Raw genomic sequence first — 21,471 nt, forward strand, 5'->3', positions numbered from 1 at the left:
CCTCGTGTAGTGGCCGCTGCGGTAGGCCTCCCGGCCCGCCGTCCTCTCGTAGCGCTCGGCCCCGACGAGCTCGGACGCCTCCTCGTCGAGCAGTGCGTTGAGCGTCTCCTCTACGGTCTTCCTCACCAGATTCTTTATGTCGTTGCGCAGCGACTCCTCGTCGACTGATACTATGTTCGCAGACACGGCCCGTGCCCCCTTCGTTGGTGATTTGTTGTTTAGTCGCTAGAAATCATATGACGGGGCGCGGGCCGTGTTCCGCTATGCGGTTGTCAATTTGCGAAAGAAATTATGCGTCACCTTTCCGTTACAAATCGGACATTTTATCCAATATTTTTTAAGCATTATATTTCACTCGTCCTTTTTACACAAAAAAATGGGCTCTTCTGGTTCTGTATGGAGTTGCTTTCGCCGCCGTCCCTGTCCTCGTCCCCCACTGATAAGCGGGAGTAAAGGGCTGTGATTTTGCTGTAATCATTCATGTGCATACCCTCCTGCGTCAATATATGTGTTGCTTACAGTTAAGATTATGCACCTCATCGGGCAGAGCCGTACTCCGCGCCCTTGCGGTATTTCTTCGCGTTTTTCCCTTTGACATAGACTATCAAGCGGATAATCACCGCACCGACAATGCCGACAAGCAAATCCAACGGGTAAACGCTCGGCAAGGCGTTTTCAAAGGCTGCGGAAAATCCTTGTGTGATATTCAGTATCTTTGCAGAAATATCCGCGCCGGGGGCAAGCCGCACCGCCTGTCCGACTTTATCAAAGAGATAGACAAAGAACACATAGGGGATATTCGGAAGTATCAGCTTTTTGTAGTTGATCTGCTTCATATCTCGCGCCCCCTGTCCATTTTCTTTACCTTGTCGCGGGCGGCGTTAAGCTGCTTCGCCTTGTCCTTTGCAGCGGCAAGGGCTTTGCGGATAGAGGGCTTTTTCTCCCGGTTCAGCTTCTTTGCGGAAAACTCTTGAAACGCTGCGGTCATAACGTCCGCGTCCCGGCCTTTGAAAAACACAAGGTAACGGGTCTGCTCGCCCTTAACCTTTTTTAGCGAAAAATCTATGTTGTATTTCTTCGCCGTACTCTCAAAGGCTTTAATATTGCTGTCGGTGATCTCGATGTTGGAAACACCCGCGTTCTGCTTCATAAGCTGCCGCATGGTCTGTTTCCCATGCGCGGGTTTGCTTTTCTGCTCCAAAAACTTTTGGATTGCTTTCTGTAACGCCTGTTCGGTAAGCCGCGCCGCGCCTTTTCCCACTTTGACGTATAGGGCAATCGTTTTTTGGGTTACTTCCTCCTGCAAGGTATCAACTCCTTTCCCGGTAAAGTGCGGCTATGCTCATTCGCCGCCGTATAAGTCGTGATTGACAAGGGCGGTATAGTAGCTGTCAATGGTACTCGGCGCGTTGAACAGCACCGCTTTTAGATACTGCTTGATGTTGCGCACTTTGGTTGTGTTCTCCCTCATGCAATCCAAAACAAACTCAATATGGCTGCTGTTCAGCTTCAAAAACTTGGATTTCACCAATTCGGCGGGGTAGTCGTCCCCGGCAATACGGATTGTCTTTCGGGCTGTGCAGACGGTTTCCAGCATAAGGTCAACAATCTCGTCCAAACGGTCTTTGTCAATTTTGCAGTTTTGAATGAGATGGTCGTATTCGATATTGTCCTTGATAATCTCCCTGTAAATCTCTACTGCGCTATTGCTTTTCGCTTCCGTTCTTTTCCTTTCCGGCGGCGTAGCCGCTTCGCCATGCGCAAAGGGCAAGGGGTTTAGGGAATGGAAAGGAATGGAATCGGTACTTGATAAATCAGTAATTGATTGTTCTTTACTTAATATATCTTTATTTAATTGCGTTGGATTTTCCAACGTAGGTTTTTCCTGCGTAGGTTTTTCCAACGTTGGATTATCCAATGTTGGATTTTCCAATGTAGGTAAATCCAATATAGGCGGCTGTCCGCCGCTGGTAGCTGCTTCCGGCTCTCGCGGCTGCGGCTGCTCGTATATGACGTAATCTGCGCCCCGCAAGCGTCCCTTTTCGTCGCGCTCCCGGCTGCGCACGATATATCCGGCTTTTTCGAGTTCCTTTACCGCTTCGCGGATTGCGTCGATCTTCTCCCGGTTGATATGGGATAAGCCCGCAAGGGTATAATCCCAATCTTCGGGCAGCGAAAGCATTTGCGACAACAAGCCCTTTGCCTTTAAGGACAATTCCTTGTTTCGCAAGTGGTGGTTGCTCATAACGGTATATCCCGTATTTCGCTCCACTCTGAAAACTGCCATATTTCCTCACTTCCTCTCTTGGTATGCGTGGACAATTAGAAAGCCGTTTTCGGCTGTTTTGGTATTGCAATATGCCCTTTGCCGTTTTCGCGTCTGCAAAGCCGCATGGCACAAGGGCTTTTGCCCGTCTATTTGTCCATGCTGGCGTGCGTTTTCCGCGTCCTTTTGCCGGGGCAATAGGGACACTCTTTGAAAACGCAAAACTCATATTTCCACCCGGGGCGGTAGAAACGGCAAGTGCCGCAATCTTCATCATCTCCGGCACAACCGGATTGATAGCGGTCAAATCCCGGCTTCTGCTGCATGAGCAATTCAAACGCCCGCTGCTTGCCCTTTGTGAAATACATTCCGGCTGCACCTCCTTTCCTGCGGGCATAAAAAAACGGCGTTACTTTCTCCCCCAAAGGGGTTAAGGTAACGCCGTTTGTGTGCGTATTCAGTTTTTAACACATTCCCTGTCTATCCGCTGTCCGCAAAACCATTGATTTTATTAGCTTTTTGCCGCTATCGCTATCACACCTCATTATTATCCCGCCCGCGTTATACGTCGCCTAGCTATTAAACCCATTGAACTTGAGGTAGCTCATCAGGTACGCCTTCGAAACGAAGGAAGAAACCGCACTGCGTACAAGCAGCGATTCACGCGTAACCTGATGTGCGGTATCGGGCACGGGAGTCTGCTCAAGGGAAAAAGCCGCTCGAATCGATGCCTCAAGTTGATCGACTACATAATCGAAAGCCGTCGGAGCGTCGTAGCTCAAGCGCTGAATATTAAAGAGCGCCTGAACCGCAGCGATGGGCAGCACCTGCTTAAAGATACAAATGGCAATGAGACGCGCAATCTGCTCACGGCCATACTGCTTTTTAACCGGAGCAGGAACGAGACCGACTTTCACGTAGTTATTGATCATCGAAGGCGTGATAACGGGCTGCTCTACGCAAATCGAAAGCGGCTCCATCCACAGCGCAACATATTCAATAACCTGATCACGATAGAGTGTTACGTTGGGCAGCTGGTCATAGCGTGGCAAGCAGAGCGTATTGAGCTTGCGAACCATATCGGACTGAATAAATGCATCCGGCAGCACCGTCGGCTGAATATCCTCCGGCTTAATGCTGACCGATGTATCGGACATCGGGATAACAAGTTTGACGTGGTTCATAAGAGACCTCCGTTCGTTTTCTATATTGTATTCTAGATTATCTAGTTTTGCATACCACATAGCCGCTAAGTAAAAGTGGTTGGACAGCACATTGACGCACCGTCCAACCACTTTGTATAAAGATAACAACCTTACATAAGATATATTATCGTACTTATCCTCGTAAGAAGGCGTATGCGCTGGTAGCCGCTATGGCTCCGTCCGAAACGGCAGTCACAACCTGGCGTAAACGCTTGGAACGGATATCGCCGGCAGCAAACAAACCCGGCGTGCGCGTGGCCATCGAGTCGTCGGTAACGATACCGCCGTCAGGCGCCAGATCCACCAGATGCTGTACAAGCTCAGTATGGGGCTGTGTTCCGGCAAAGACAAAGATGCCAAACGAGCCAGGATCAAAGAACTCGGAATAGGTATCACCAGTGGCGTTGTCCTTAAACGTGATAGTTGTAGGCATGGCCTCGCCCGATAGCTCCACAATACTAGTTTGGTACCTAACAGAAATATTATCTTTAGCGAGCACCTTTTGAACCACGCCATCGGGAGCACGGAACTGATCACGGCGCAAGACGATGGTCACGCTGCTGGCAATTTCTGATAAGAACAGGGCTTCCTCGCAGGCAGCATTACCGCCGCCAATGACAAAGACCTGTTTGCCACGAAAGAACATGCCGTCGCACGTCGCACAATACGAAACGCCGCGACCGCGATACGTATCCTCGCCAACAAAACCAGCAGAGCGCGGCGTGGCGCCCATGCAAGCGATAACACTCGAGGCCACCGTGTCGCCCGTATCGTGATGCACCGTAAACAGCGCTGTATCAGCGTCGTAATCGATACCCGTAACCATGCTCCATGCAACCTGTGCTCCCAGGCCCTCTGCATGTTGCTGAAAACGCTCGCCGAGCTCGGCACCGCTCAAGAGCGGAATGCCCGGATAGTTCTCGACCTCATTGGTTGTGGCGATCTGTCCTCCCGACATGCCTTGCTCGATCACGGTCGTCGTTAGATTGGATCGCGCAGCATAAATGGCTGCAGCATAGCCCGCTGGGCCGCCGCCGATAATCGCAACATCGATCGGCTGATTGGTAGTCATGGAGTGTCCTCTCATCGAAACATTGGCGTTCTTTGCGCTCATACCCAAATTTAGGAGAACATGACAGTCATGCACTACAATGATTCTTTGCGAAACAACGATGAAGGGGAGTTATCGATGGATCAAACGCAGATGGGCAATGACGCTCCCCTGCCCACGCAAAGCGCCCCCCAATCGGAACAATTGATGCCGTCACCTGGACAAAAGCCCTTAGTGACCATTGTCCACGCATCGGTTGGTTCGGGACACAAAGCGGCAGCAAACGCTATCGCGCAAGCATTCGAGCTTATACGCGGCACCAAGGGCATACCGCAGGATGTCGAGATTGAGGTCTTGGATATCCTCGATTTTGGACGCATAAAATTCGACGGCAACAAAACGGCCGCATCGTTTACCGGCGCCACACGCCCAATTTATGACTTGACCTGGCGATATACCCTTACTGGACACCTGCTTTGGGGCGGCGGCACGGCATGGTCGCGCATTATGTTCCCCGCATTTAATGAATACGTTCGCACTCGTAGGCCTATTGCCGTGGTCGCTACACATATCACGGCAGCCAACGTTGCGGTTGGTGCGCGCGTCATTACGGGCATCGACTATCCCGTCATTTGCGTGCCGACCGATTACGAGGTCGAGGGCTGGTGGCCCCATAAGGACACTGACTTATTCTGCGTGGCAAACGAGTTTATGGCCGAGACGCTCCGCCCACGTAAGGTTCCCGAGGCAAAGATACGCATTACGGGCATCCCTATTCGCGCTGGATTTGACACGGATTACAATCGCGAGGAAGAACTCGAGAAGTTCAATCTCCCTACCGACAAGACCATTGTGCTGGTAATGGCCGGCGCCAGTTTGCCTCAACCGTACGTTCGCTTTCGCGCGGCGATGGACCAAACCCTCCCCTTCCTCCGTAGCTTCGAGGACATGCACTTTGTCTTTTTGCCGGGCAAGGACACGGAATACGCCACGCGCCTGAAAACGCTCTTCGAAGCCATGAAACTCGAAAACGTCACGGTCCTTGACTATGTCGATGACATGGCAGCGCTCATGCACGGCTGCGATCTGGCAATTCTCAAATCGGGCGGACTCACTGTTACCGAATGCCTGTGTGCACACCTGCCGATGATTCTGCTGGGCAAGTCCTATGGCCAGGAAAAGGCCAACACCACCATGCTCACCGACTTGGGCGCCAGCATGCATGTCACCACCGCACGCGAGCTCATCGTGACGCTGCGCCATCTCCACGATCATCCCGAGTCGCTCAAGGCACTGCTCATCAATGGCGAAGTGCTACGTCGTCCACACGCGGCCGAGGACATCGCCATCGCAACCATGGAGCTTGCAGGCAAGCCCCAAAAGCGCAAACGAGCCTTCTGCCGCTTCTACTGGGGCGGAAAACCCGCGCATATCCGCTAGCATTGGACTGTCCGCCGTGGCGCAGGCCGCCCACACATATCATTCCATGCTCAAACATTCTCGCTTCGCTTCGCTCGCTGCGAAACTGCGCGTGGAACGATATGTGTGGGCGGCCTGCGCCACGGCTATACGTACGCACTAGCAGCAATATCGGTTACCCTACTAAAAGCAGCGAAGGGGAACTCGAAAACAGGAAAACAAGTAATCAAAGTAATCCGATCTAACAAAGGAGCCGTCTCTTTGTCAGATCGGATTACTTATTAGACACAGCTTCTAGATGCAGCATTCGGCTTCAGATGGGAAGCCATAACCGATTGCGAGCATGTAAACGTAGCTCGCCCCTGGGAGGCCCCTATATATCGTCCCGCGCGCAGTTTCGCAGCGCAGCGAGAATGTTTGAGCACGGGATGATATATAGGGGCCTCCCAGGGGCGAGCGGGCATTACGATGCCCATTTTCAACGAAGAAATGGGCTAAGCCACACCAGAAGAACCGAAGCCGCCGGCTCCTCGGTCGGTTTCGTCTAGTTCGTCTACCTCCACGAGATTGACCGTGGGAACTTCTTGGATGACGAGTTGAGCGATTCGCTCACCCTTGTTGATCTGGATTTCATTGGATGGATCCAGGTTGATAAGGATGACTTTAAGCTCACCTCGATAGTGGGCGTCTATAAGACCGGGCGTGTTGACTATAGACAGACCCTGCTTAATAGCCAGGCCACTGCGAGGCTGAACGAAGCCAGCGTATCCATCGGGCAGCGCGATCGCAAGGCCAGTAGAGACCAAGCGTCGCTCGAAGGGCTTAAGGGTACAGTCCTCATTGGCACGGAGATCCAAACCGGCATCTGTGGGATGGGCGTATTTGGGAAGCTCGATCGTAGGGTCGAGACGCTTAATGTTGACTGTAATGTTGGACATAAAATCACCTTAGCTTGTCGAGCTCTTGCAAAAACTCATCGATGTCTTTGAAATCGCGATAGACCGAGGCAAAGCGAATGTAGGCCACCTTGTCGATCTTGGCCAAGCGCTTAAGCACCATATCGCCCAGGTCGTGGGACGTAACAGCCGTCAGCGTACGGGAACGCAGCTCCACCTCGATGTCATCGATGAGTTCATTGAGCTTTTTCGTGTCGATGTCGCGCTTAATCGTAGCGCGCATTAAGCCGACCAGCAGCTTATTGCGATCGAACCGCTGCTTTGACCCGTCAGATTTGATGACCTCGATGGGGTCTTCGCATCGCTCGAATGTTGTGAAGCGATAGTTGCACGAACAACATTCACGACGGCGTTTAATGGTGTTATTAGATTCCTGCATACGGGAATCGACAACACGGGTATGTGCATTGCCGCATCTGGGACAGCGCATGGTACCTCCCTCAAAAACGATAACAAGGGTACCATGTGCCGGAGTTTAAATCTTACGAACGCGCAGGAACTTTAAGAACGTCACCCGCATCGAGTGACCCATGCTCCAGATGATTGACACTGCGAATCATGTCAGAAGTCTCCTGTGTAGAAAGACCGTCAACGGAATGCTCCTGAGCAAGCGACCACAGGGAATCGCCAGACTGAACACGGACGGTCTCATAGGTAACGTTAGATGCCGACTCGGCATATGCGGCGTGACGAGCGCTGAAGATCGAGGTAGCAAGTACAAAGAAGAGCGTGAGCGCAACGGCCAGGGCGAAAATCGTCGAGGCCTTCAGAGGAACGGGGGCCGAAGTCGTGGCGACGCACTGGCTGCGAACGGGCTTGCCAGGCAGTGTTTGAAACCCAGATCGGCCGCCTATGACAACCGTGAAAGCCGGCGCCGCAGGCGTCTCGAGCTTAAGGGCGAGGTTTCCCTGGACCATATCCGTTGCATTCATCATGTTCTCCTCTCGCGTTTTTTGACGAGAACTGTTTTATCAAGCCGCGAGGACAAAAAGTCTAGCGCGGGAACGAGTGTTCGGTTATTATTATCTTCGAACAGTTGTTCCTGTCAAGCAAACATAGAACATTTGTTTGGGTTAGGTAGAGAGGAATCCCTGATGGCTCGCAAAATTACCAAGCGACAGCAGCAGATTTACGACTTCATCAAGGAGTATCAGCAGGAAAAGGGCTATCCGCCCAGCGTGCGTGAGATGGCTTCGGCTGTGGGTCTTTCCTCCCCTAGCACCGTACATGCACATCTCTCCGCACTGGAAGCACGCGGACTGCTCAAACGTGACGCCACCAAGCCTCGTGCCCTAGAGCTCTTTGACGAGGACGGAGCCTCCGTCTCCATCTCAAAGTCCGATGAGCCCACGGCACCCCGCGGAACCGTATCGCTACCCCTCGTGGGCCGTGTCGCCGCGGGGATCCCCATCCTTGCCGAGCAGAATATCGAGGACACCTTTACCATCCCGACCGAGATCGCAACGGACCAGGGGTCTTTTATCCTCGAGGTCCACGGCAATTCAATGATTAACGTCGGTATCCTTAACGGCGACTATATCATCGTTCGCGAACAGAAGAGTGCCATGAATGGCGAGATCGTTGTGGCCATGATCGATGGCTCCGCAACGGTCAAAACGTTCTACAAGGAGCAGGGACGAGTTCGCTTGCAGCCCGAAAACGACACCATGGAGCCCATCTATGCGACAAATCCGACGATCCTGGGCAAGGTCGTTGGATTGATGCGCCGGTTCTCGTAATGCAAAACCGCATCACGGTCTTTGATACCATTCGCGGATTTACCATGCTGTCGATGGCAGGATTTCATGCTTGCTACGATCTTTCTTATCTTTATGGTTGGGATATGCCCTGGTTTACTCAGACCATCTTCCAAGACATGTGGCGTGCCAGCATCAGTTGGGTATTTTTGTTTATTGCCGGCTGGATGTGCACCCTCTCGCGCAACAACATCAAGCGTGCCGTCAAATATGCCGCTGCCGCTTTTGTCGTATGGGTCGCGACGACGCTCGTCTCAGTCGATGACTCGGTGAACTTCGGCATCATGTTCTGCATGGCGGCCTGCACCGCCATTGTCGCGCTCGCGCGTCCGGTAATCGCTAAAGTGCCGTCGGTATGGGGTATAGCAATTTGCCTCACACTTTTTGCCCTTACCTGGAGCATTCCTAAAACGATTTATCCTATCCCCTATTTAGCTTGGCTGGGTTTCCCGGGTCCAGACTTTGTCTCTGGTGATTACTATCCAGTCATACCATTCTTATTTATGTACCTTGCAGGCTTCTTTGCCGCCCACACGACTCAGGAAGCAAACTATGAGACGCCGGGATGGGCCTATGCGAATCCCATCCCGGCGCTCGCAAGTCTCGGGCGCCATGCGCTGCCGTTCTACCTGCTTCATCAACCGGTTATCTTGGGTGTACTGGAGCTGATTTACTCTGTTCGATAACGCTCGAGACGCGGTGCGATACGGGCTGGAAGCTTTGCCACAATACGAACGCCGTCCTCGAGGTATTCCTCGTGCAGAAGGGTTCCCTGTTCGTGCACGAGCGTGATTAACGCGCCCTCTCGATACGGGATATCGGCCGAGAGCAACACGTCCGTAGCGGCCGCTTCACGAGCGATGCGATCGACTAAGTCATCAAGGCCCTCACCCGTCTGAGCCGAGAACAATACCGCCTCGGGATAGCGCCGGCGAAAGCTCAAGCGGTCGACGCTATCGAGCAGATCGATTTTATTGAACACGGTAAGCGTCAGGCGCTCACCGGCACCAATCTCGTCAAGGACACGATCAACCGCCTCAAGCTGACGCTCGTAATCCTCATCGGAAGCATCCACAACTTTAAGAACCAAATCGGCGCCGAGCACCTCGGAAAGCGTAGATTTAAACGCGTCGACCAGGCCATGGGGCAGCTTTTGAATAAAGCCAACGGTATCAGTGATCGTCATGCCACGGCCACCGGGTAAACGATACGAACGCGTCGTAGGATCGAGCGTGGCAAACAGCTTATCCTGCGAAAGTACCGTGGATCCAGTCAATCGATTAAGCAACGTCGACTTACCGGCATTGGTGTAGCCAGCCAACGCTACGCGAAACGCCGGCGATTCAATACGGCTTTTCGATTGCACATCACGACGTTGTTCAACCTGTTTCAATTCGCGTCGAAGCGCAGCGATCTTATCGCGAATCAGGCGACGGTCGACCTCGAGCTGGCTTTCGCCCTGGCCAAAACGCGATCCAATGCCGCCACGCGTCTGTTCCTTAGCAAGGTGGCTCCACATACCTCGCAGACGGGGCAGCAGATACTGCAACTGAGCCAGCTGCACCTGTAAGCGACCCTCACGCGTCTGGGCATGCAGGCCAAAGATATCCAAAATCAACGCCGTACGGTCAATAATCTTGACCGGTTCGCCCACGGCTTTCTCAAGATATGACTGCTGTGAAGGAGTCAAGTCGTCGTCGAAGATTACAACATCCGCATCCATACGATGCACCAAACCGCATAGCTCCTCGACCTTACCGGAGCCGATAAACGATTTGGGATAAGGTTTGACCAGATGCTGAGACAAGCGTGCCACGCATTGGGCTCCAGCAGTGTGAGCCAAGCGCTCGAGCTCGTCGAGCGAACGGTCGAGCGGCCAGGCGTTATCACGCCACTCAACACCAACCAAGACGGCACGCTCAGGTTCAGGTGCCGTGGGAACCAAGGGAAAACGTGCCATTAGGCAGCCTCAATACGACGGTAGATATCATCGACGACCTCATCGACCGTAAACTCATCCATATCGAACCACACGATGCGATCGTCACGCTTAAACCAGGAAAGTTGGCGCTTGGCATAGCGACGTGAGCGCATCTTGATAAGCTCGCGGGCCTCGTCCATGGTAATAGCGCCTCGCAAGGCATCAATAATCTCTTTGTAACCGATTGCCTGCATCGACGTGAGTGCATCACCCAGGCCCTGGTCCATAAGGCCACGGACCTCATCAACCAGCCCCTGCTCAAACATAAGGTCGACACGCAGGTTGATGCGCTCATACAGCACTTCACGGCTACGCGTCAGACCAAACCACATGGCATGATAGCGCTCATGCGGAACGCTGAATTTCGACTTCTGCTGGGCATACGACACACCGTCATCGTGCATCTCGAGCGCACGGATCACGCGGCGCACGTTATGGGGATGAATCACGGCAGCCGATTCCGGATCACGCTCGGCAAGCAGGGCATGCATAGCTTTCTCGCCAATACGCTCGGCAAGATCCTGATAACCCGCGCGACGTTCGTCCTCGAGCTCTCCCGAAGGAAAATCCATTTCATCGAGTGCGGCCTTAAGATACAAGCCCGTGCCGCCGCAAAAGACCGGAAGCCGTTGCTCACCAAGCAAACGCTCGATATGCGCCCGGGCATCAGACTGATAGAGCGCAGCAGAATACGCGACGCCCGGGTCCACGATATCGACAAGGCGCAGGGGCACCGAGCACTCCTCGGGCATCATCTTGGCCGTACCGATATCCATACCGCGATAGATTTGCATCGCGTCACACGATAACACTTCAGACGACAGACGAGCAGCCAGGCGGTCGGCAACATCACTCTTGCCGACCGCCGTCGGACCGACGATCGCTACGGCAGAAAGGTTTGTGCCGGGGAAAACCATTAGCGAGGCTCACCCACAACGGAGCCAGACAGATACCACGTCTTGGCGACATCCACATCGACGTCGACGATTTTGCCGATAAGCTGATCGATGCTATAACCAGCGGGAATCGGCGCATGCACTGTCTGGTTCTTAGGACTTTTACCAAGAAGGACAGCGTCGTTTTTCTTGCTCGTGCCCTCAATAAGCGCAGGTACCACGGTGTGAAGCTCGCCCTGGTTATACTCGTATGCCGTCGTCTCGATAACCTTGACCAGACGGTTAAAGCGCTCAAGGATAACCTCATGCGGGGTGGGATCATAGATCTCAGCTGCCGGGGTACCGGCGCGCTTGGAGTAAATAAACGTGTAGGCCTGGGCATAGCGCACCGTCTCGGCAAGCGAGAGCGTCTGCTCAAAGTCTTCCTCGGTCTCGCCCGGGAAGCCCACGATGATGTCGGTCGAAAGCGCAATTTCGGGCATACGGTTACGAATGCGGTCGACCAGGCCCAGATAATCCTCGCGCGTGTACCGACGATTCATCTCATTAAGGATGCGCGTGGAACCCGACTGAACGGCTAGGTGAAGCTGCGGCATAACGGCAGGCGTCTCGGCCATAGCATCGATGGTCTCGGGAAGCAAATCCTTGGGGTGCGAAGAAGTAAAGAAGATACGCTCGACGCCCGTATCACCCACGGCGCGCAGCAGGTCGGCAAAGCGCGGCTTGCCAAAGAGATCGCGACCGTAGGAGTTTACGTTTTGTCCCAGCAGCGTAATCTCGCGCACACCCTGACGCACCAGACCCGTCACCTCGTCGACAATCTCCTCGAAGGGGCGGCTCTTCTCGCGACCACGGACGTACGGCACGATGCAGTACGTGCAGAAGTTGTTACAGCCCGTCATGATGGGCACCCATGCATGATACTGCGTCTCGCGATGCCACGGCATACTCATGGCGTCCGTATCTTCATGCTCATTCGTGCGGATATGGCGCTTGCCATCCATAAACGCCTCGGCGATAAGCTCCGCCACGTGCGCAATCGAATGCGTACCAAAAATAACGTTGACGTTATCGACGTTGGTGAGCAGGCCCTCGCCATCGCGCTGAGCGATGCAACCACCCACGGCGACCACACGCTTGCCCGAAGGAGAAGGAGGAAGACTCTTGCAGGAATTGCACTGACCGTACAGGCGCGTATCGGCAGCCTCGCGCACACAGCACGTCATGAATACGACAATATCGGCATGCTCCGGATCGAGCGCCATAAGACAGCCATAGGAATCGAGCAAACCGCTCACGCGCTCGGAGTCGTGCTGATTCATCTGGCAGCCGAATGTGCGGATAAAATAGGTTTTACCGGCAAGAATATCGCGTACGAAGCGCTGGTCCATGAGCTTACATCCTAACGATGATATCGACGGGGCACAAAGGTGCTACAAACGTGCGAAAACTCGCTTACGCAACAGGCTTAACGTCGTCCATGACGACATTGTCCATAGCAGCCCGATTAATCTGATGAACGTAGATAGAGAGACGGATTGCCGTGCGAGACTCCCCGTTAATGAGGATGTCAGAGAACACCGGCGCACAAGAGACATCAAAGCCAGTCGGAATCAGAAAACCTCGCGCAATGGCAACGGCCTTTATGGCCTGGTTGACGGCGCCGGCACCGACGCACTGAATGTTGACGGGAACGCCATCTTTGACCATACCGGCAATGGCGCCGGCAACGGACGCGGGCGATGATTTGCTTGATACCTTCAGGCAATCCATGAAGAAACTCCTGCGTTTAAAAGTACGTTTTAACTGCAATAACTGTATCGTACCGAGCGGACTCGGTAAAGATGCTACTCCTCTTTGGCAAGATCGAACGTCACGGTGATGCGATCACGTGAAACGCGAATCTTAGGGTCGCCGCACAGATTGAGGTAATACCGGGCGGCGAGGTCATTGAAGTCGCGCTCGACAGCACGCGAAAACTGCGCCATGTCATCCTTGGCAATGCGAAGGCCTCGACGGTCCTTGGCAAGATCGACTGAAGCCGGCAAATGCGTGGTGGAATCGCGCTCGCGCAGCAGGCGCGCGCACACACCGCGAACGGGCTTAATCTGTCCTGACAGAATACGGTGGGCAGTACGCTCGGACATCTCGAGACCCAGCCCGGAGCAAATCCGGATAAAATCCTCGGCATCCGAAGCGAGACCTAAACGATCGATAACCGGAAGCTCACACTCGTCATCGATAAAGAGCAGGCGTGACGTATCGAGACGACTGGAAGCCTGGGCGTACAGGGTCGCCGCGATCTCGGACGGAGAGCCCAGATACACGTCGCAGTCGCGCAGCTCCTCAAGGGCAAACTCGCAGGCTGCGCGAATGATGTTGTGAGGACCGCGAGCGCATACATAGCGGCCGTCTTCGTCTTTAACCGCCTGAGGCCAGCTCGACTGGTCGGCGCGCTCAGCCAAGCGATCGGTGTCAACGCACACCTTAAACGCTGAGCCCAAATCGACGCCCGATGTAACAACGCGTGCCTCATCGGTGTTCTGCTTGATAGAGAACAGCGCCATACCACGACCGTGAACACCCCAACGGTCCATCTTCATGCTCTCGAGCTTGGAGGTGACACGGGCATCGAAGATACGCTCCTGCATATCCTGCGGCACACCCGAACCGTTATCCAGGAAGAGGAGGGTACGAACACCCTCCTCCTTGGTCGTGGCTAGATAGACCTTATCGGCTCCGGCATCGCGAGCATTACGCAGCATCTCGATGACAATGTCCTCTACATGCTGAATGTCATGCTTGGCCTGACGGCGCTCGGCCTCCGAAACGCGGAGGCGGACATACCCCTCGCCAAGGTTTTCCTCGACGCGAAGGTTGCCCTCCCCCGACATCGACGCGATAAATGAGATGAGCTCGTTCGCGTCGTTCATGTTATTTAGCGATATCGACGGCACGGCTCTCGCGAATCACGACAACGCGCACCTGACCGGGATACTCCATCTCTTCCTCGATCTGATGGGCGATATCGTGCGCAAGCACCGTGGACTGGGCATCGGAAATCTTGTCCGGCTGAACCATGACATGGACCTCGCGACCGGCCTGCATAGCATAGGTACGCTCGACGCCGTCATGAGAGTTGGCAATCTCCTCGAGCTTCTCAAGGCGCTTGATGTAGCTCTCGGCCGACTCGCGACGGGCGCCGGGACGAGAAGCGGAAACAGCATCGGCAGCCTGGACCAGAACGTCGAGCACCGTGTTGGGGTCGACATCGGCATGATGGGCCTCGATTGCGTGGACGATAACGGGCTTCTCGCCATAACGGCGGGCAAGCTCGGCGCCAATCACAGCATGCGGACCCTCAACGTCGTGATCGATGGCCTTGCCCAGGTCATGCAGAAGACCCGCGCGCTTGGCGGTCACAACATCCAGACCAAGCTCGGAGGCCATGATGCCGCACAGGTCGGAGACCTCAAGCGAGTGCTGTAGCACGTTCTGACCAAACGAGGTGCGGTAGCGCAGAGCGCCCAGGGTTTTGACGATCTCGGGATGCAGGTCGTGGATTCCGGTATCGAAGGCGGCCTGCTCGCCGGCTTCGAGCACACGCTGCTGAACCAAGTCAGCGGCCTTGTGGTACATCTCCTCGATGCGGGCGGGGTGAATACGACCGTCGGCAATGAGGTTCTCGAGCGCCACGCGGGCGGTCTCACGACGGACCGGATCAAAGCTCGAAAGCACGACAGTCTCGGGGGTGTCGTCGATCACAAGGTTGACGCCGGAAACCTGCTCGAAAGTACGGATGTTACGACCCTCGCGACCGATGATACGGCCCTTAAGATCATCGGAGGGAATATGAACGGACGTGACGGTGACCTCGGCGGTATGGTCGGCGGCACAACGCTGGATCGCCAGGGAGAGAATCTCCTGAGCGGTCTTGTGGCACTCGGCGCGGACCTGTTGCTCGGACTCACGGATGATGGTGGCCGCCTCATGGGTAACCTCGCCGCGGACCTTGTCGAGCAGCTCCTTGTGAGCATCCTCGCGCGTAAGGTCGGCAATACGCTCGAGCTCGGAGGTCTGCTTGGCGCAAAGCTCCTCAAGTTCGCGAGAGCGCTTCTCGACCTGACCGGCCTGGCTGGACAGCTGATGCTCGCGCTTATCGAGTGCATCGTTGCGTCGGTCGAGCGATTCCTCGCGCTGCATCACGCGATTTTCGAGCGCGCGAATCTCGCTCTTACGCTGCTTGTCCTCGGCCTCGGCGGCCTGCTTGTTCTTGATGATCTCTTCCTTAGCCTCGAGCAGAGCCTCTTTTTTGAGGGTCTCGGCCTGACGCTTAGCATCACCGATCAGGGACTCTGCCTGCGCGTGTGCCGACTGAATCTTTTCTTCGGCCTCGTGAAGACTTCCCTGCTTGGCGGTGCGCATGTAGGCAATGGCGACGATGGCACCCAAAACAATGCCAACGAGCGCTGCAATGATAAGCGGCATGCTCACTCCTTTTTATGGATTCGTTACACAACAAAGCGAACCGTCCATACGAACGGCTCGCGACATTTGAGTAATATGGGCGCAGCTTATGCGGGTCGGATACAGATAAACATATAAACAAACTCATCGCAGATGAGCACATATCACAATGCAAATGACAGTTATTATCCTACGTTGAACCGCAACAACTGTCAAATCAACGCACCCAGCACGGCGCCTATCGAGCGGTGAACGGCAGGAGCGTAACGTGCGCATGCTTAAACGTCGCATTTCTCGCTTAAGGCATCGAGGCGCGCCTTAACGGCATCCGCGGAAATGTGATAAGAAAAGCCCTTGCCCATCAAAAATCTGACGAGCTTTTCGAATGCACGTGCCTCGGGAACGCGACGCTTAGCGAGCAAAGCCGATGCGCGAGCCAAGTCGTCATCCTCGGCAAAATAAGCCTCGGGATACCCTGGAATCTCATCAAGTGCAACATGGCGACGCTTCAGTTCAGTCTCGATTTTGCGCTGCCCCCAACCACGACGCTTACGCTCCTCGATAAAGTACGAGCAAAAGCGGTTCTCATCTAAAAAACGATACTCGATGGCACGATTGACGGCAAAGTCGATCGCGGGCTGACGAAAGCCATAGCGCGCCAACTTATCGCGTACCTCGCCCGTAGCATGATCACGACGCGAAAGCATCTCGGTCACCATGGTGAGCGCACATTTGCATTCGATAAGCTGTACCGCCTCGCGAAAGTCATCCCAGCCGCAGGGAAGATCGGGACGGTTCTGAACGTACACACGTGCCACACGCACGGGAATCCAAATGGACCGTTCAAAACCGCCCTCCAGATCGCAATCGATATGTGCACAGGGCTTTTTAGACGCATAACCGCTCGAGAACGAGGAGGCCGTCTTCTTATCCGGAAAAACGACCCTAGCCTCGGTCACCGTATACGACATGTCGGCAACCGTTACTCGTCGTCATCGTCGAGCATCGCGGAGCCATCGATGGCATACAGCTCGTCAAACTCCTCGGGGGCGGGCTGATCGGTCAACTCAACCTCGGAGGGGGCATCATCGTCATACTCAAGACCGCAGGCAAGGCGAACCTTGTGCTCGATCTCGTCGGCGCAATCGGGATGCTCGCGCAGGAACGTCTTAGCGGCCTCGCGACCGTTGCCGAGTTTGTCCTCACCATAGGCAAACCAAGACCCCATCTTTTTGCATATGCCGCACTCGACAGCCATATCCAGAATCGAGCCCTCTTTAGAAATGCCAGTGCCATACATGATGTCAAATTCGGCCGAGCGGAACGGAGCAGCCACCTTGTTCTTAACGACCTTGGCACGAACGCGATTGCCGATAACCTCGTCCTTGAGCTTGATGGTATCGATTTTGCGAATATCGATACGCACGGAAGAGAAGAACTTGAGTGCGCGGCCGCCTGTGGTGGTCTCGGGGTTGCCGAACATGACGCCGATCTTCTCGCGCAATTGGTTAATGAAGATGCAGGTTGTGTTGGACTTGGCAAGCGAGCCGGCGAGCTTGCGGAGCGCCTGACTCATCAAGCGAGCCTGCAGACCCACCGTCGTGTCACCGATCTCGCCCTCGATTTCTGCACGCGGAGTCAAAGCGGCAACAGAGTCGACGACGATGGCGTCGATGGCACCGGAACGTACAAGCATGTCAACGATCTCGAGCGCCTGTTCACCCGTATCGGGCTGGGAAATCAGCACCTCGTCGATATCGACGCCGATGCGCGCGGCGTAGGTGGGATCAAGCGCATGCTCAGCGTCGATAAAAGCCACGACACCGCCCATGGCCTGCGCCTCTGCAAGAATCTCGAGCGAAAGCGTTGTCTTACCGGAGGACTCGGGGCCATAAATCTCAACGATACGGCCGCGCGGCACGCCGCCGATACCCAAGGCGGCATCGAGCGCCAGAGAGCCCGTCGGAATAGCCTCGACCTCGAGCTCGGGACCGCCGTCGCCATACCTCATAATAGAACCCTGGCCGAACTTCTTCTCGATCTCGGCCTTGGTAGTGGCGATCATCTCGTCGCGCTCTTTACCCGTCGTGCGCGTATGAACGGTACGTACGGGACCTGAATTCTTGGCCATGAATAGCCCTCCTCTTAACAACCTGAATCGATGATAAACGAACGGCTGTTCGTGGTCAACCGTTCAGGTTCATCATATGCACCCGTCCATTCCAAAACCCGACCAAACGCCGACCAAACGCCGACCAAAAGCTTGACCATGCCAATCGCAAATACGAGTGCTCGTACAAATTAAAGACATGTGCCAGCGCAAGCGCATTCCTTGCCAAAGGTCCCTATCTCCACAATTAAGGGGCCCTAAGGCCCCTTAAAACACGTCTATTCCATGGAATTGAGCACGCGGACAATGCGTTCCAAAGCCTCAGCGACCGCATAGGCACGGACGCACGACCGATCACCCTCGTAGTGACAGCGCGCAGACTCAACGACCGTCGCTCCCCCATCGGCCGCGCGATACGCCCAGCCGATATAGAACGTGCCGGCGGGGTCTTGCTCGGTACCGCCGCCGGGCCCAGCGTAGCCCGTTGCGCTCACGGCGACATCGCTCTGATAGAGGTCCAGCGAGCCCGCGGCCATCTCACGCGCCGTCTGATGCGACACGGCGCTAAACCGATCGAGTGTTTCCTGCTCGACGCCGAGCACGCGATGTTTGATCTCATCGCAGTAGGTCACCGCACCGCCACGAAGCACCGCCGAGGCACCCGGGATATCGGCAATCGTCGAGGCGATCATGCCCGCCGTCAGCGACTCCGCCGTCGACACCGTCACGCCACGGGCACTCGCGCGCTCGACAATATCGCGCGCCAGCTCCTCGTTGTTTGCGGCGATCTGCAAATAAGACTCCGTCATACCCACCAGGACCTAGACCGAAAAGACGATCTTACGGCAGTTCCAGAAGTACTGGGCACCCGAGATAATGGTCAAAATGACAGCGATGACGTACAGGAAGCGCGACACCGAATAGACACCGAGCAGCAGCGACGCCGGCCCCAGCTGAAGACCGGCCATCGCAAAGACGCACAGATAGCCACAGATGGAGACCATCGTGGTCGCCGTCTTGTACTTGCCGAGCTTATCGGCGGCAACGACCACACCGGCAGCACTCGCGACCATGCGAAGTGCGCTCACCAACAGCTCGCGGAACAGGATAATGAACACGGACCACACGGTCACCGCGCCAAAATCCAAGAACAGCAGCAAGGCCGAGAACACCAGCAACTTGTCGGCGATGGGGTCCAAGAACTTGCCGAAATCGGTGATCTCGTTGCGTGAGCGCGCCAGATAGCCGTCGACCTTATCGGTGCACGACAGGATCACATACAGAATGAAGGCAGCGGCGGCGAGCGGGCCGTCGAAGGTGCTCCAGTCCGTACAGGCAACGCTCGCGTGAGACAGGGCCGAGACGATCATGAACACCGGAATAAAGACGATGCGAACGCACGTCACGATGTTGGCGGGCGTCCAAACGCTCGTCAGTTCCTTATTGCTCTCGTTTGCCACGACGCTCTCCTACTCCACAACATGGCCGATAAGCTCATAGCAGAAGCTATCGGTAAACTCGACGGTCAAAATATCGCCCACGGACGCCTCGCTGGCGTCCAGATGCACCGCGCCATCGGAATCGGGCGCCTGGAACCAGGCATGACCGATCAGCTCGGCGCCGTCCTCGGTCTCCTCGATACCGTCGACGATTACCTGGGCGCGCTCGCCCACATGGGCTGCCGTGGCGGCAAAACCCAGCGACTCGGCCAGATCCATGGCCTCCTGGGCGCGCTCGAGCTTGACCTCCTCATCGACCTGGCCCTCCATATTGGCGGCCAGGCTGCCCTCCTCCCGCGAGTAGGCAAAGACGCTCGTATAGTCAAAGCCGACGGTGTCCATAAAGTCGATAAGATCACGGAACTCGTCGTCGGTCTCGGTCGGAAAGCCGACCATGGCCGTGGAACGAATCACGATGCCGGGGATACGATCACGAAGATCGCGGAACAGTTCCTCGAGCTCCTGACGCGAACCGGAGCGACGCATGGCCTTGAGGATGCGCGCGTCGCAGTGCTGCACGGGGATATCGATATAGGGCAACACCTCGGGCGTATCGCGGATTGTCTCGATAAGCTCGTCGGTCATGCCCTCGGGCTGCAGATAGAGCACACGAACCCAGACGTTGTGCGGGCGCACAGCCTCGGCGACGGCGCGCAGCAGCTGCGCCAGATTGCGCGGTGAGGCCTCGGCGGCGTCCTCATCGGCAAAGTCGGTGCCCCAAATGCCCGTGTCCTGGCCGATCAGCACGATCTCGCGCACACCGCCGGCAACCAGGTCGCGCACCTCGGAGATAATGCTTTCGGCATTGCGCGAATGATAGCGACCGCGAATGTAGGGAATCATGCAGAAGCTGCAAAAACGATTGCAGCCATCGGAGATCTTGACGTAGGCGACAGCGCCCTCGACGGTACGCTTGACCTGCGGGATATAGGCAGCGGTTTCACGCTCCACACCAAGAACGCCATCGATGACAGAGACGATACCGTCTTCCTCACCGGCCTTCACAAATGCCGCGACCTCGGGCAGCTCGTCGGGCAGGTCGTCGCCGTAACGAGACGGCACGCAACCGCACATGACAATGGGGCAGGAGCGAACGCCGTCCTGCACCTCGTTAGCGAGCTCGAGCGTGGTCTCGATGCTCTCAGACGTCGCCGAGGTAAGAAACGAGCACGTATTGACAATGGCGATATCGGCATCCTGAGGATCGAATGCCTCCTCGTAGCCCGCAGCGGCCAGCAGCGAACGCATGCGGTCGGTATCGACCTCGTTCTTGGCGCAGCCAAGCGTGATATAGAGTACGGAACCCAACGGAGTATCCATGTTGGAGAGCGGTCCTTTCGAGTAAATTAGCGGTAGTTGGTAAACTGCAGCGGCTGGCCGTAGTCCTGGTCGCGCAGGAACTGAATCACCGTCTGTAAAGCGTCCTTAGAAGCCGAGGAAACGCGCAGCTTATCGGCCTCGATGGTCACCTTGACCTTAAGCTTTTGATCCTTGATGTCTTTATTGATCTTCTTTGCGGTCGTCTGGTCGATGCCCTCGACGATATGACCGAGCACGCGCACGGTACCGCCCGAAGCCGCCTGCGGGGTGTCCCAAGAGACAGCCTTGAGGTCGATACCGCGCTTGATGAGCTTGGAGCTCAAAACATCGATGATCTGCTTGGAGACAAAATCGGCCGGAGCGTTAATCGTAAAGAGCTTGTCGCCCTTCGAAAGCTCGATGGTGGCGCCGGAGTCTTTAAGGTCATAGCGCTGGGAAATCTCGCGGGCGGTCTGCTGGAAGGCGTTATCGACCTCCTGCATGTTAACCTCGGACACAACGTCAAAGCTGGAATCTTTAGCCATGGTTCTTCCTTTCGGTACGG

Annotated in this window: 25 protein-coding genes; 3 read left to right on the forward strand and 22 right to left on the reverse strand. The window is 55.3% G+C overall.

The genetic code is table 11. The features are described 5' to 3' along the window. From ACTNBB_RS04090 to ACTNBB_RS04120, 7 genes are all read right to left on the reverse strand, one after another. The coding region (locus ACTNBB_RS04090; protein ID WP_441056732.1) for a transposase at window positions 1–186 on the reverse strand (186 nt) is incomplete at its 3' end. 350 nt (window positions 187–536) lie between these two features. After that, window positions 537–836, reverse strand: coding sequence for a hypothetical protein (locus tag ACTNBB_RS04095; RefSeq protein WP_441055697.1), 300 nt, complete (start codon window positions 834–836; stop codon window positions 537–539). Continuing rightward, window positions 833–1,306 carry a PcfB family protein gene (locus ACTNBB_RS04100; RefSeq protein WP_002604484.1) on the reverse strand — a complete coding sequence of 158 codons (474 nt, stop codon included), beginning with the start codon at window positions 1,304–1,306 and terminating at the stop codon, window positions 833–835. The genes ACTNBB_RS04095 and ACTNBB_RS04100 overlap by 4 nt, the downstream gene beginning before the upstream one ends. A 36-nt stretch (window positions 1,307–1,342) precedes the next feature. After that, entirely contained in the window at window positions 1,343–2,287 is a 945-nt protein-coding gene (locus ACTNBB_RS04105; protein ID WP_002604485.1) for a DUF6017 domain-containing protein, read from the reverse strand. A gap of 128 nt (window positions 2,288–2,415) precedes the next feature. Continuing rightward, on the reverse strand, window positions 2,416–2,634 hold the full coding sequence (locus ACTNBB_RS04110; RefSeq protein ID WP_002604486.1) for a hypothetical protein: 219 nt from the start codon (window positions 2,632–2,634) through the stop codon (window positions 2,416–2,418). Between the two features lie 204 nt (window positions 2,635–2,838). Further along, window positions 2,839–3,450: a DUF1836 domain-containing protein gene (locus ACTNBB_RS04115; RefSeq protein ID WP_441056737.1), complete on the reverse strand. Its 612-nt coding sequence runs from the start codon at window positions 3,448–3,450 to the stop codon at window positions 2,839–2,841. Between the two features lie 154 nt (window positions 3,451–3,604). Next, window positions 3,605–4,543, reverse strand: a complete 939-nt coding sequence (locus tag ACTNBB_RS04120) for an NAD(P)/FAD-dependent oxidoreductase (RefSeq protein ID WP_441056739.1) — start codon at window positions 4,541–4,543, stop codon at window positions 3,605–3,607. Window positions 4,544–4,729: 186 nt separating this feature from the next. On the opposite strand from ACTNBB_RS04120, the gene ACTNBB_RS04125 reads away from it, so the two are divergent. Beyond that, window positions 4,730–5,962: an MGDG synthase family glycosyltransferase gene (locus ACTNBB_RS04125; RefSeq protein ID WP_427717453.1), complete on the forward strand. Its 1,233-nt coding sequence runs from the start codon at window positions 4,730–4,732 to the stop codon at window positions 5,960–5,962. A gap of 473 nt (window positions 5,963–6,435) precedes the next feature. Here the strand turns inward: ACTNBB_RS04125 and dut are convergent, their stop codons facing one another. Genes dut through ACTNBB_RS04140 form a run of 3 tightly spaced genes read right to left on the reverse strand, consistent with a single transcriptional unit; the run spans window position 6,436 to window position 7,829 of the window. Then, a complete protein-coding gene (gene dut, locus ACTNBB_RS04130) occupies window positions 6,436–6,879 on the reverse strand; it encodes a dUTP diphosphatase (RefSeq protein ID WP_441056741.1) in 444 nt (147 codons plus the stop codon). Between the two features lie 4 nt (window positions 6,880–6,883). After that, window positions 6,884–7,327, reverse strand: a complete 444-nt coding sequence (gene nrdR, locus ACTNBB_RS04135; RefSeq protein WP_154516361.1) for a transcriptional regulator NrdR — start codon at window positions 7,325–7,327, stop codon at window positions 6,884–6,886. Window positions 7,328–7,379: 52 nt separating this feature from the next. Next, window positions 7,380–7,829 carry a LysM peptidoglycan-binding domain-containing protein gene (locus ACTNBB_RS04140; RefSeq protein WP_441056743.1) on the reverse strand — a complete coding sequence of 150 codons (450 nt, stop codon included), beginning with the start codon at window positions 7,827–7,829 and terminating at the stop codon, window positions 7,380–7,382. A 162-nt stretch (window positions 7,830–7,991) separates the two neighbouring features. Between ACTNBB_RS04140 and lexA the strand changes: the two genes are divergently transcribed. Next, on the forward strand, window positions 7,992–8,636 hold the full coding sequence (gene lexA / locus ACTNBB_RS04145; protein ID WP_427717464.1) for a transcriptional repressor LexA: 645 nt from the start codon (window positions 7,992–7,994) through the stop codon (window positions 8,634–8,636). Next, a complete protein-coding gene (locus ACTNBB_RS04150) occupies window positions 8,636–9,340 on the forward strand; it encodes a heparan-alpha-glucosaminide N-acetyltransferase (RefSeq protein ID WP_441056745.1) in 705 nt (234 codons plus the stop codon). Before lexA ends, ACTNBB_RS04150 begins: the two co-directional genes overlap by 1 nt. Here the strand turns inward: ACTNBB_RS04150 and hflX are convergent. The 12 genes from hflX to ACTNBB_RS04210 all read right to left on the reverse strand — a co-directional run bounded on the left by hflX (window position 9,325) and on the right by ACTNBB_RS04210 (window position 21,451). Further along, a complete protein-coding gene (gene hflX, locus ACTNBB_RS04155) occupies window positions 9,325–10,614 on the reverse strand; it encodes a GTPase HflX (RefSeq protein WP_441056748.1) in 1,290 nt (429 codons plus the stop codon). The genes ACTNBB_RS04150 and hflX overlap by 16 nt on opposite strands. Beyond that, window positions 10,614–11,552, reverse strand: a complete 939-nt coding sequence (gene miaA, locus ACTNBB_RS04160; protein ID WP_441056750.1) for a tRNA (adenosine(37)-N6)-dimethylallyltransferase MiaA — start codon at window positions 11,550–11,552, stop codon at window positions 10,614–10,616. The genes hflX and miaA overlap by 1 nt, the downstream gene beginning before the upstream one ends. Then, window positions 11,552–12,922: a tRNA (N6-isopentenyl adenosine(37)-C2)-methylthiotransferase MiaB gene (gene miaB / locus ACTNBB_RS04165; protein WP_441056752.1), complete on the reverse strand. Its 1,371-nt coding sequence runs from the start codon at window positions 12,920–12,922 to the stop codon at window positions 11,552–11,554. Before miaB ends, miaA begins: the two co-directional genes overlap by 1 nt. Window positions 12,923–12,986: 64 nt before the next feature. After that, window positions 12,987–13,304 (reverse strand): stage V sporulation protein S, encoded by a 318-nt coding sequence (locus tag ACTNBB_RS04170; protein ID WP_118079896.1) that lies wholly within the window; start codon window positions 13,302–13,304, stop codon window positions 12,987–12,989. A gap of 74 nt (window positions 13,305–13,378) precedes the next feature. Next, entirely contained in the window at window positions 13,379–14,464 is a 1,086-nt protein-coding gene (locus ACTNBB_RS04175; RefSeq protein WP_441015470.1) for an ATP-binding protein, read from the reverse strand. A 1-nt stretch (window position 14,465) separates the two neighbouring features. Beyond that, window positions 14,466–16,019 (reverse strand): ribonuclease Y, encoded by a 1,554-nt coding sequence (gene rny / locus ACTNBB_RS04180; RefSeq protein WP_427726813.1) that lies wholly within the window; start codon window positions 16,017–16,019, stop codon window positions 14,466–14,468. 257 nt (window positions 16,020–16,276) lie between these two features. Beyond that, window positions 16,277–16,969, reverse strand: coding sequence for a regulatory protein RecX (locus tag ACTNBB_RS04185; protein WP_441056754.1), 693 nt, complete (start codon window positions 16,967–16,969; stop codon window positions 16,277–16,279). Window positions 16,970–16,980: 11 nt separating this feature from the next. Then, window positions 16,981–18,129, reverse strand: coding sequence for a recombinase RecA (recA, locus tag ACTNBB_RS04190; RefSeq protein WP_154516331.1), 1,149 nt, complete (start codon window positions 18,127–18,129; stop codon window positions 16,981–16,983). Window positions 18,130–18,386: 257 nt separating this feature from the next. Further along, entirely contained in the window at window positions 18,387–18,902 is a 516-nt protein-coding gene (locus ACTNBB_RS04195; protein ID WP_427717479.1) for a CinA family protein, read from the reverse strand. 27 nt (window positions 18,903–18,929) lie between these two features. Beyond that, window positions 18,930–19,478, reverse strand: coding sequence for a CDP-diacylglycerol--glycerol-3-phosphate 3-phosphatidyltransferase (gene pgsA, locus ACTNBB_RS04200; RefSeq protein WP_441041356.1), 549 nt, complete (start codon window positions 19,476–19,478; stop codon window positions 18,930–18,932). Between the two features lie 99 nt (window positions 19,479–19,577). Further along, entirely contained in the window at window positions 19,578–20,927 is a 1,350-nt protein-coding gene (rimO, locus tag ACTNBB_RS04205; protein WP_441056757.1) for a 30S ribosomal protein S12 methylthiotransferase RimO, read from the reverse strand. 26 nt (window positions 20,928–20,953) lie between these two features. Next, a complete protein-coding gene (locus tag ACTNBB_RS04210; protein WP_427793479.1) occupies window positions 20,954–21,451 on the reverse strand; it encodes a YajQ family cyclic di-GMP-binding protein in 498 nt (165 codons plus the stop codon). Between the last annotated feature and the right edge of the window lie 20 nt (window positions 21,452–21,471).

Source organism: Collinsella sp. HCP28S3_B9 (assembly GCF_052066095.1).
Lineage (GTDB): Bacteria > Actinomycetota > Coriobacteriia > Coriobacteriales > Coriobacteriaceae > Collinsella.

Coding starts and splice junctions, on each gene's coding strand:
- ACTNBB_RS04095 (WP_441055697.1), bottom strand. CDS start 836: ATGAAGCAGATCAACTACAAAAAGCTGATACTTCCGAATATCCCCTAT.
- miaA (WP_441056750.1), bottom strand. CDS start 11,552: ATGGTTTTCCCCGGCACAAACCTTTCTGCCGTAGCGATCGTCGGTCCG.
- ACTNBB_RS04210 (WP_427793479.1), bottom strand. CDS start 21,451: ATGGCTAAAGATTCCAGCTTTGACGTTGTGTCCGAGGTTAACATGCAG.
- rny (WP_427726813.1), bottom strand. CDS start 16,019: ATGCCGCTTATCATTGCAGCGCTCGTTGGCATTGTTTTGGGTGCCATC.
- ACTNBB_RS04110 (WP_002604486.1), bottom strand. CDS start 2,634: ATGTATTTCACAAAGGGCAAGCAGCGGGCGTTTGAATTGCTCATGCAG.
- hflX (WP_441056748.1), bottom strand. CDS start 10,614: ATGGCACGTTTTCCCTTGGTTCCCACGGCACCTGAACCTGAGCGTGCC.
- ACTNBB_RS04185 (WP_441056754.1), bottom strand. CDS start 16,969: ATGTCGTATACGGTGACCGAGGCTAGGGTCGTTTTTCCGGATAAGAAG.
- ACTNBB_RS04140 (WP_441056743.1), bottom strand. CDS start 7,829: ATGAATGCAACGGATATGGTCCAGGGAAACCTCGCCCTTAAGCTCGAG.
- rimO (WP_441056757.1), bottom strand. CDS start 20,927: ATGGATACTCCGTTGGGTTCCGTACTCTATATCACGCTTGGCTGCGCC.
- ACTNBB_RS04120 (WP_441056739.1), bottom strand. CDS start 4,543: ATGACTACCAATCAGCCGATCGATGTTGCGATTATCGGCGGCGGCCCA.
- ACTNBB_RS04170 (WP_118079896.1), bottom strand. CDS start 13,304: ATGGATTGCCTGAAGGTATCAAGCAAATCATCGCCCGCGTCCGTTGCC.
- pgsA (WP_441041356.1), bottom strand. CDS start 19,478: ATGATCGTCTCGGCCCTGTCTCACGCGAGCGTTGCCTGTACGGACTGG.
- lexA (WP_427717464.1), top strand. CDS start 7,992: ATGGCTCGCAAAATTACCAAGCGACAGCAGCAGATTTACGACTTCATC.
- miaB (WP_441056752.1), bottom strand. CDS start 12,922: ATGGACCAGCGCTTCGTACGCGATATTCTTGCCGGTAAAACCTATTTT.
- dut (WP_441056741.1), bottom strand. CDS start 6,879: ATGTCCAACATTACAGTCAACATTAAGCGTCTCGACCCTACGATCGAG.
- ACTNBB_RS04125 (WP_427717453.1), top strand. CDS start 4,730: ATGCCGTCACCTGGACAAAAGCCCTTAGTGACCATTGTCCACGCATCG.
- recA (WP_154516331.1), bottom strand. CDS start 18,129: ATGGCCAAGAATTCAGGTCCCGTACGTACCGTTCATACGCGCACGACG.
- ACTNBB_RS04115 (WP_441056737.1), bottom strand. CDS start 3,450: ATGAACCACGTCAAACTTGTTATCCCGATGTCCGATACATCGGTCAGC.
- ACTNBB_RS04175 (WP_441015470.1), bottom strand. CDS start 14,464: ATGAACGACGCGAACGAGCTCATCTCATTTATCGCGTCGATGTCGGGG.
- ACTNBB_RS04150 (WP_441056745.1), top strand. CDS start 8,636: ATGCAAAACCGCATCACGGTCTTTGATACCATTCGCGGATTTACCATG.
- ACTNBB_RS04105 (WP_002604485.1), bottom strand. CDS start 2,287: ATGGCAGTTTTCAGAGTGGAGCGAAATACGGGATATACCGTTATGAGC.
- nrdR (WP_154516361.1), bottom strand. CDS start 7,327: ATGCGCTGTCCCAGATGCGGCAATGCACATACCCGTGTTGTCGATTCC.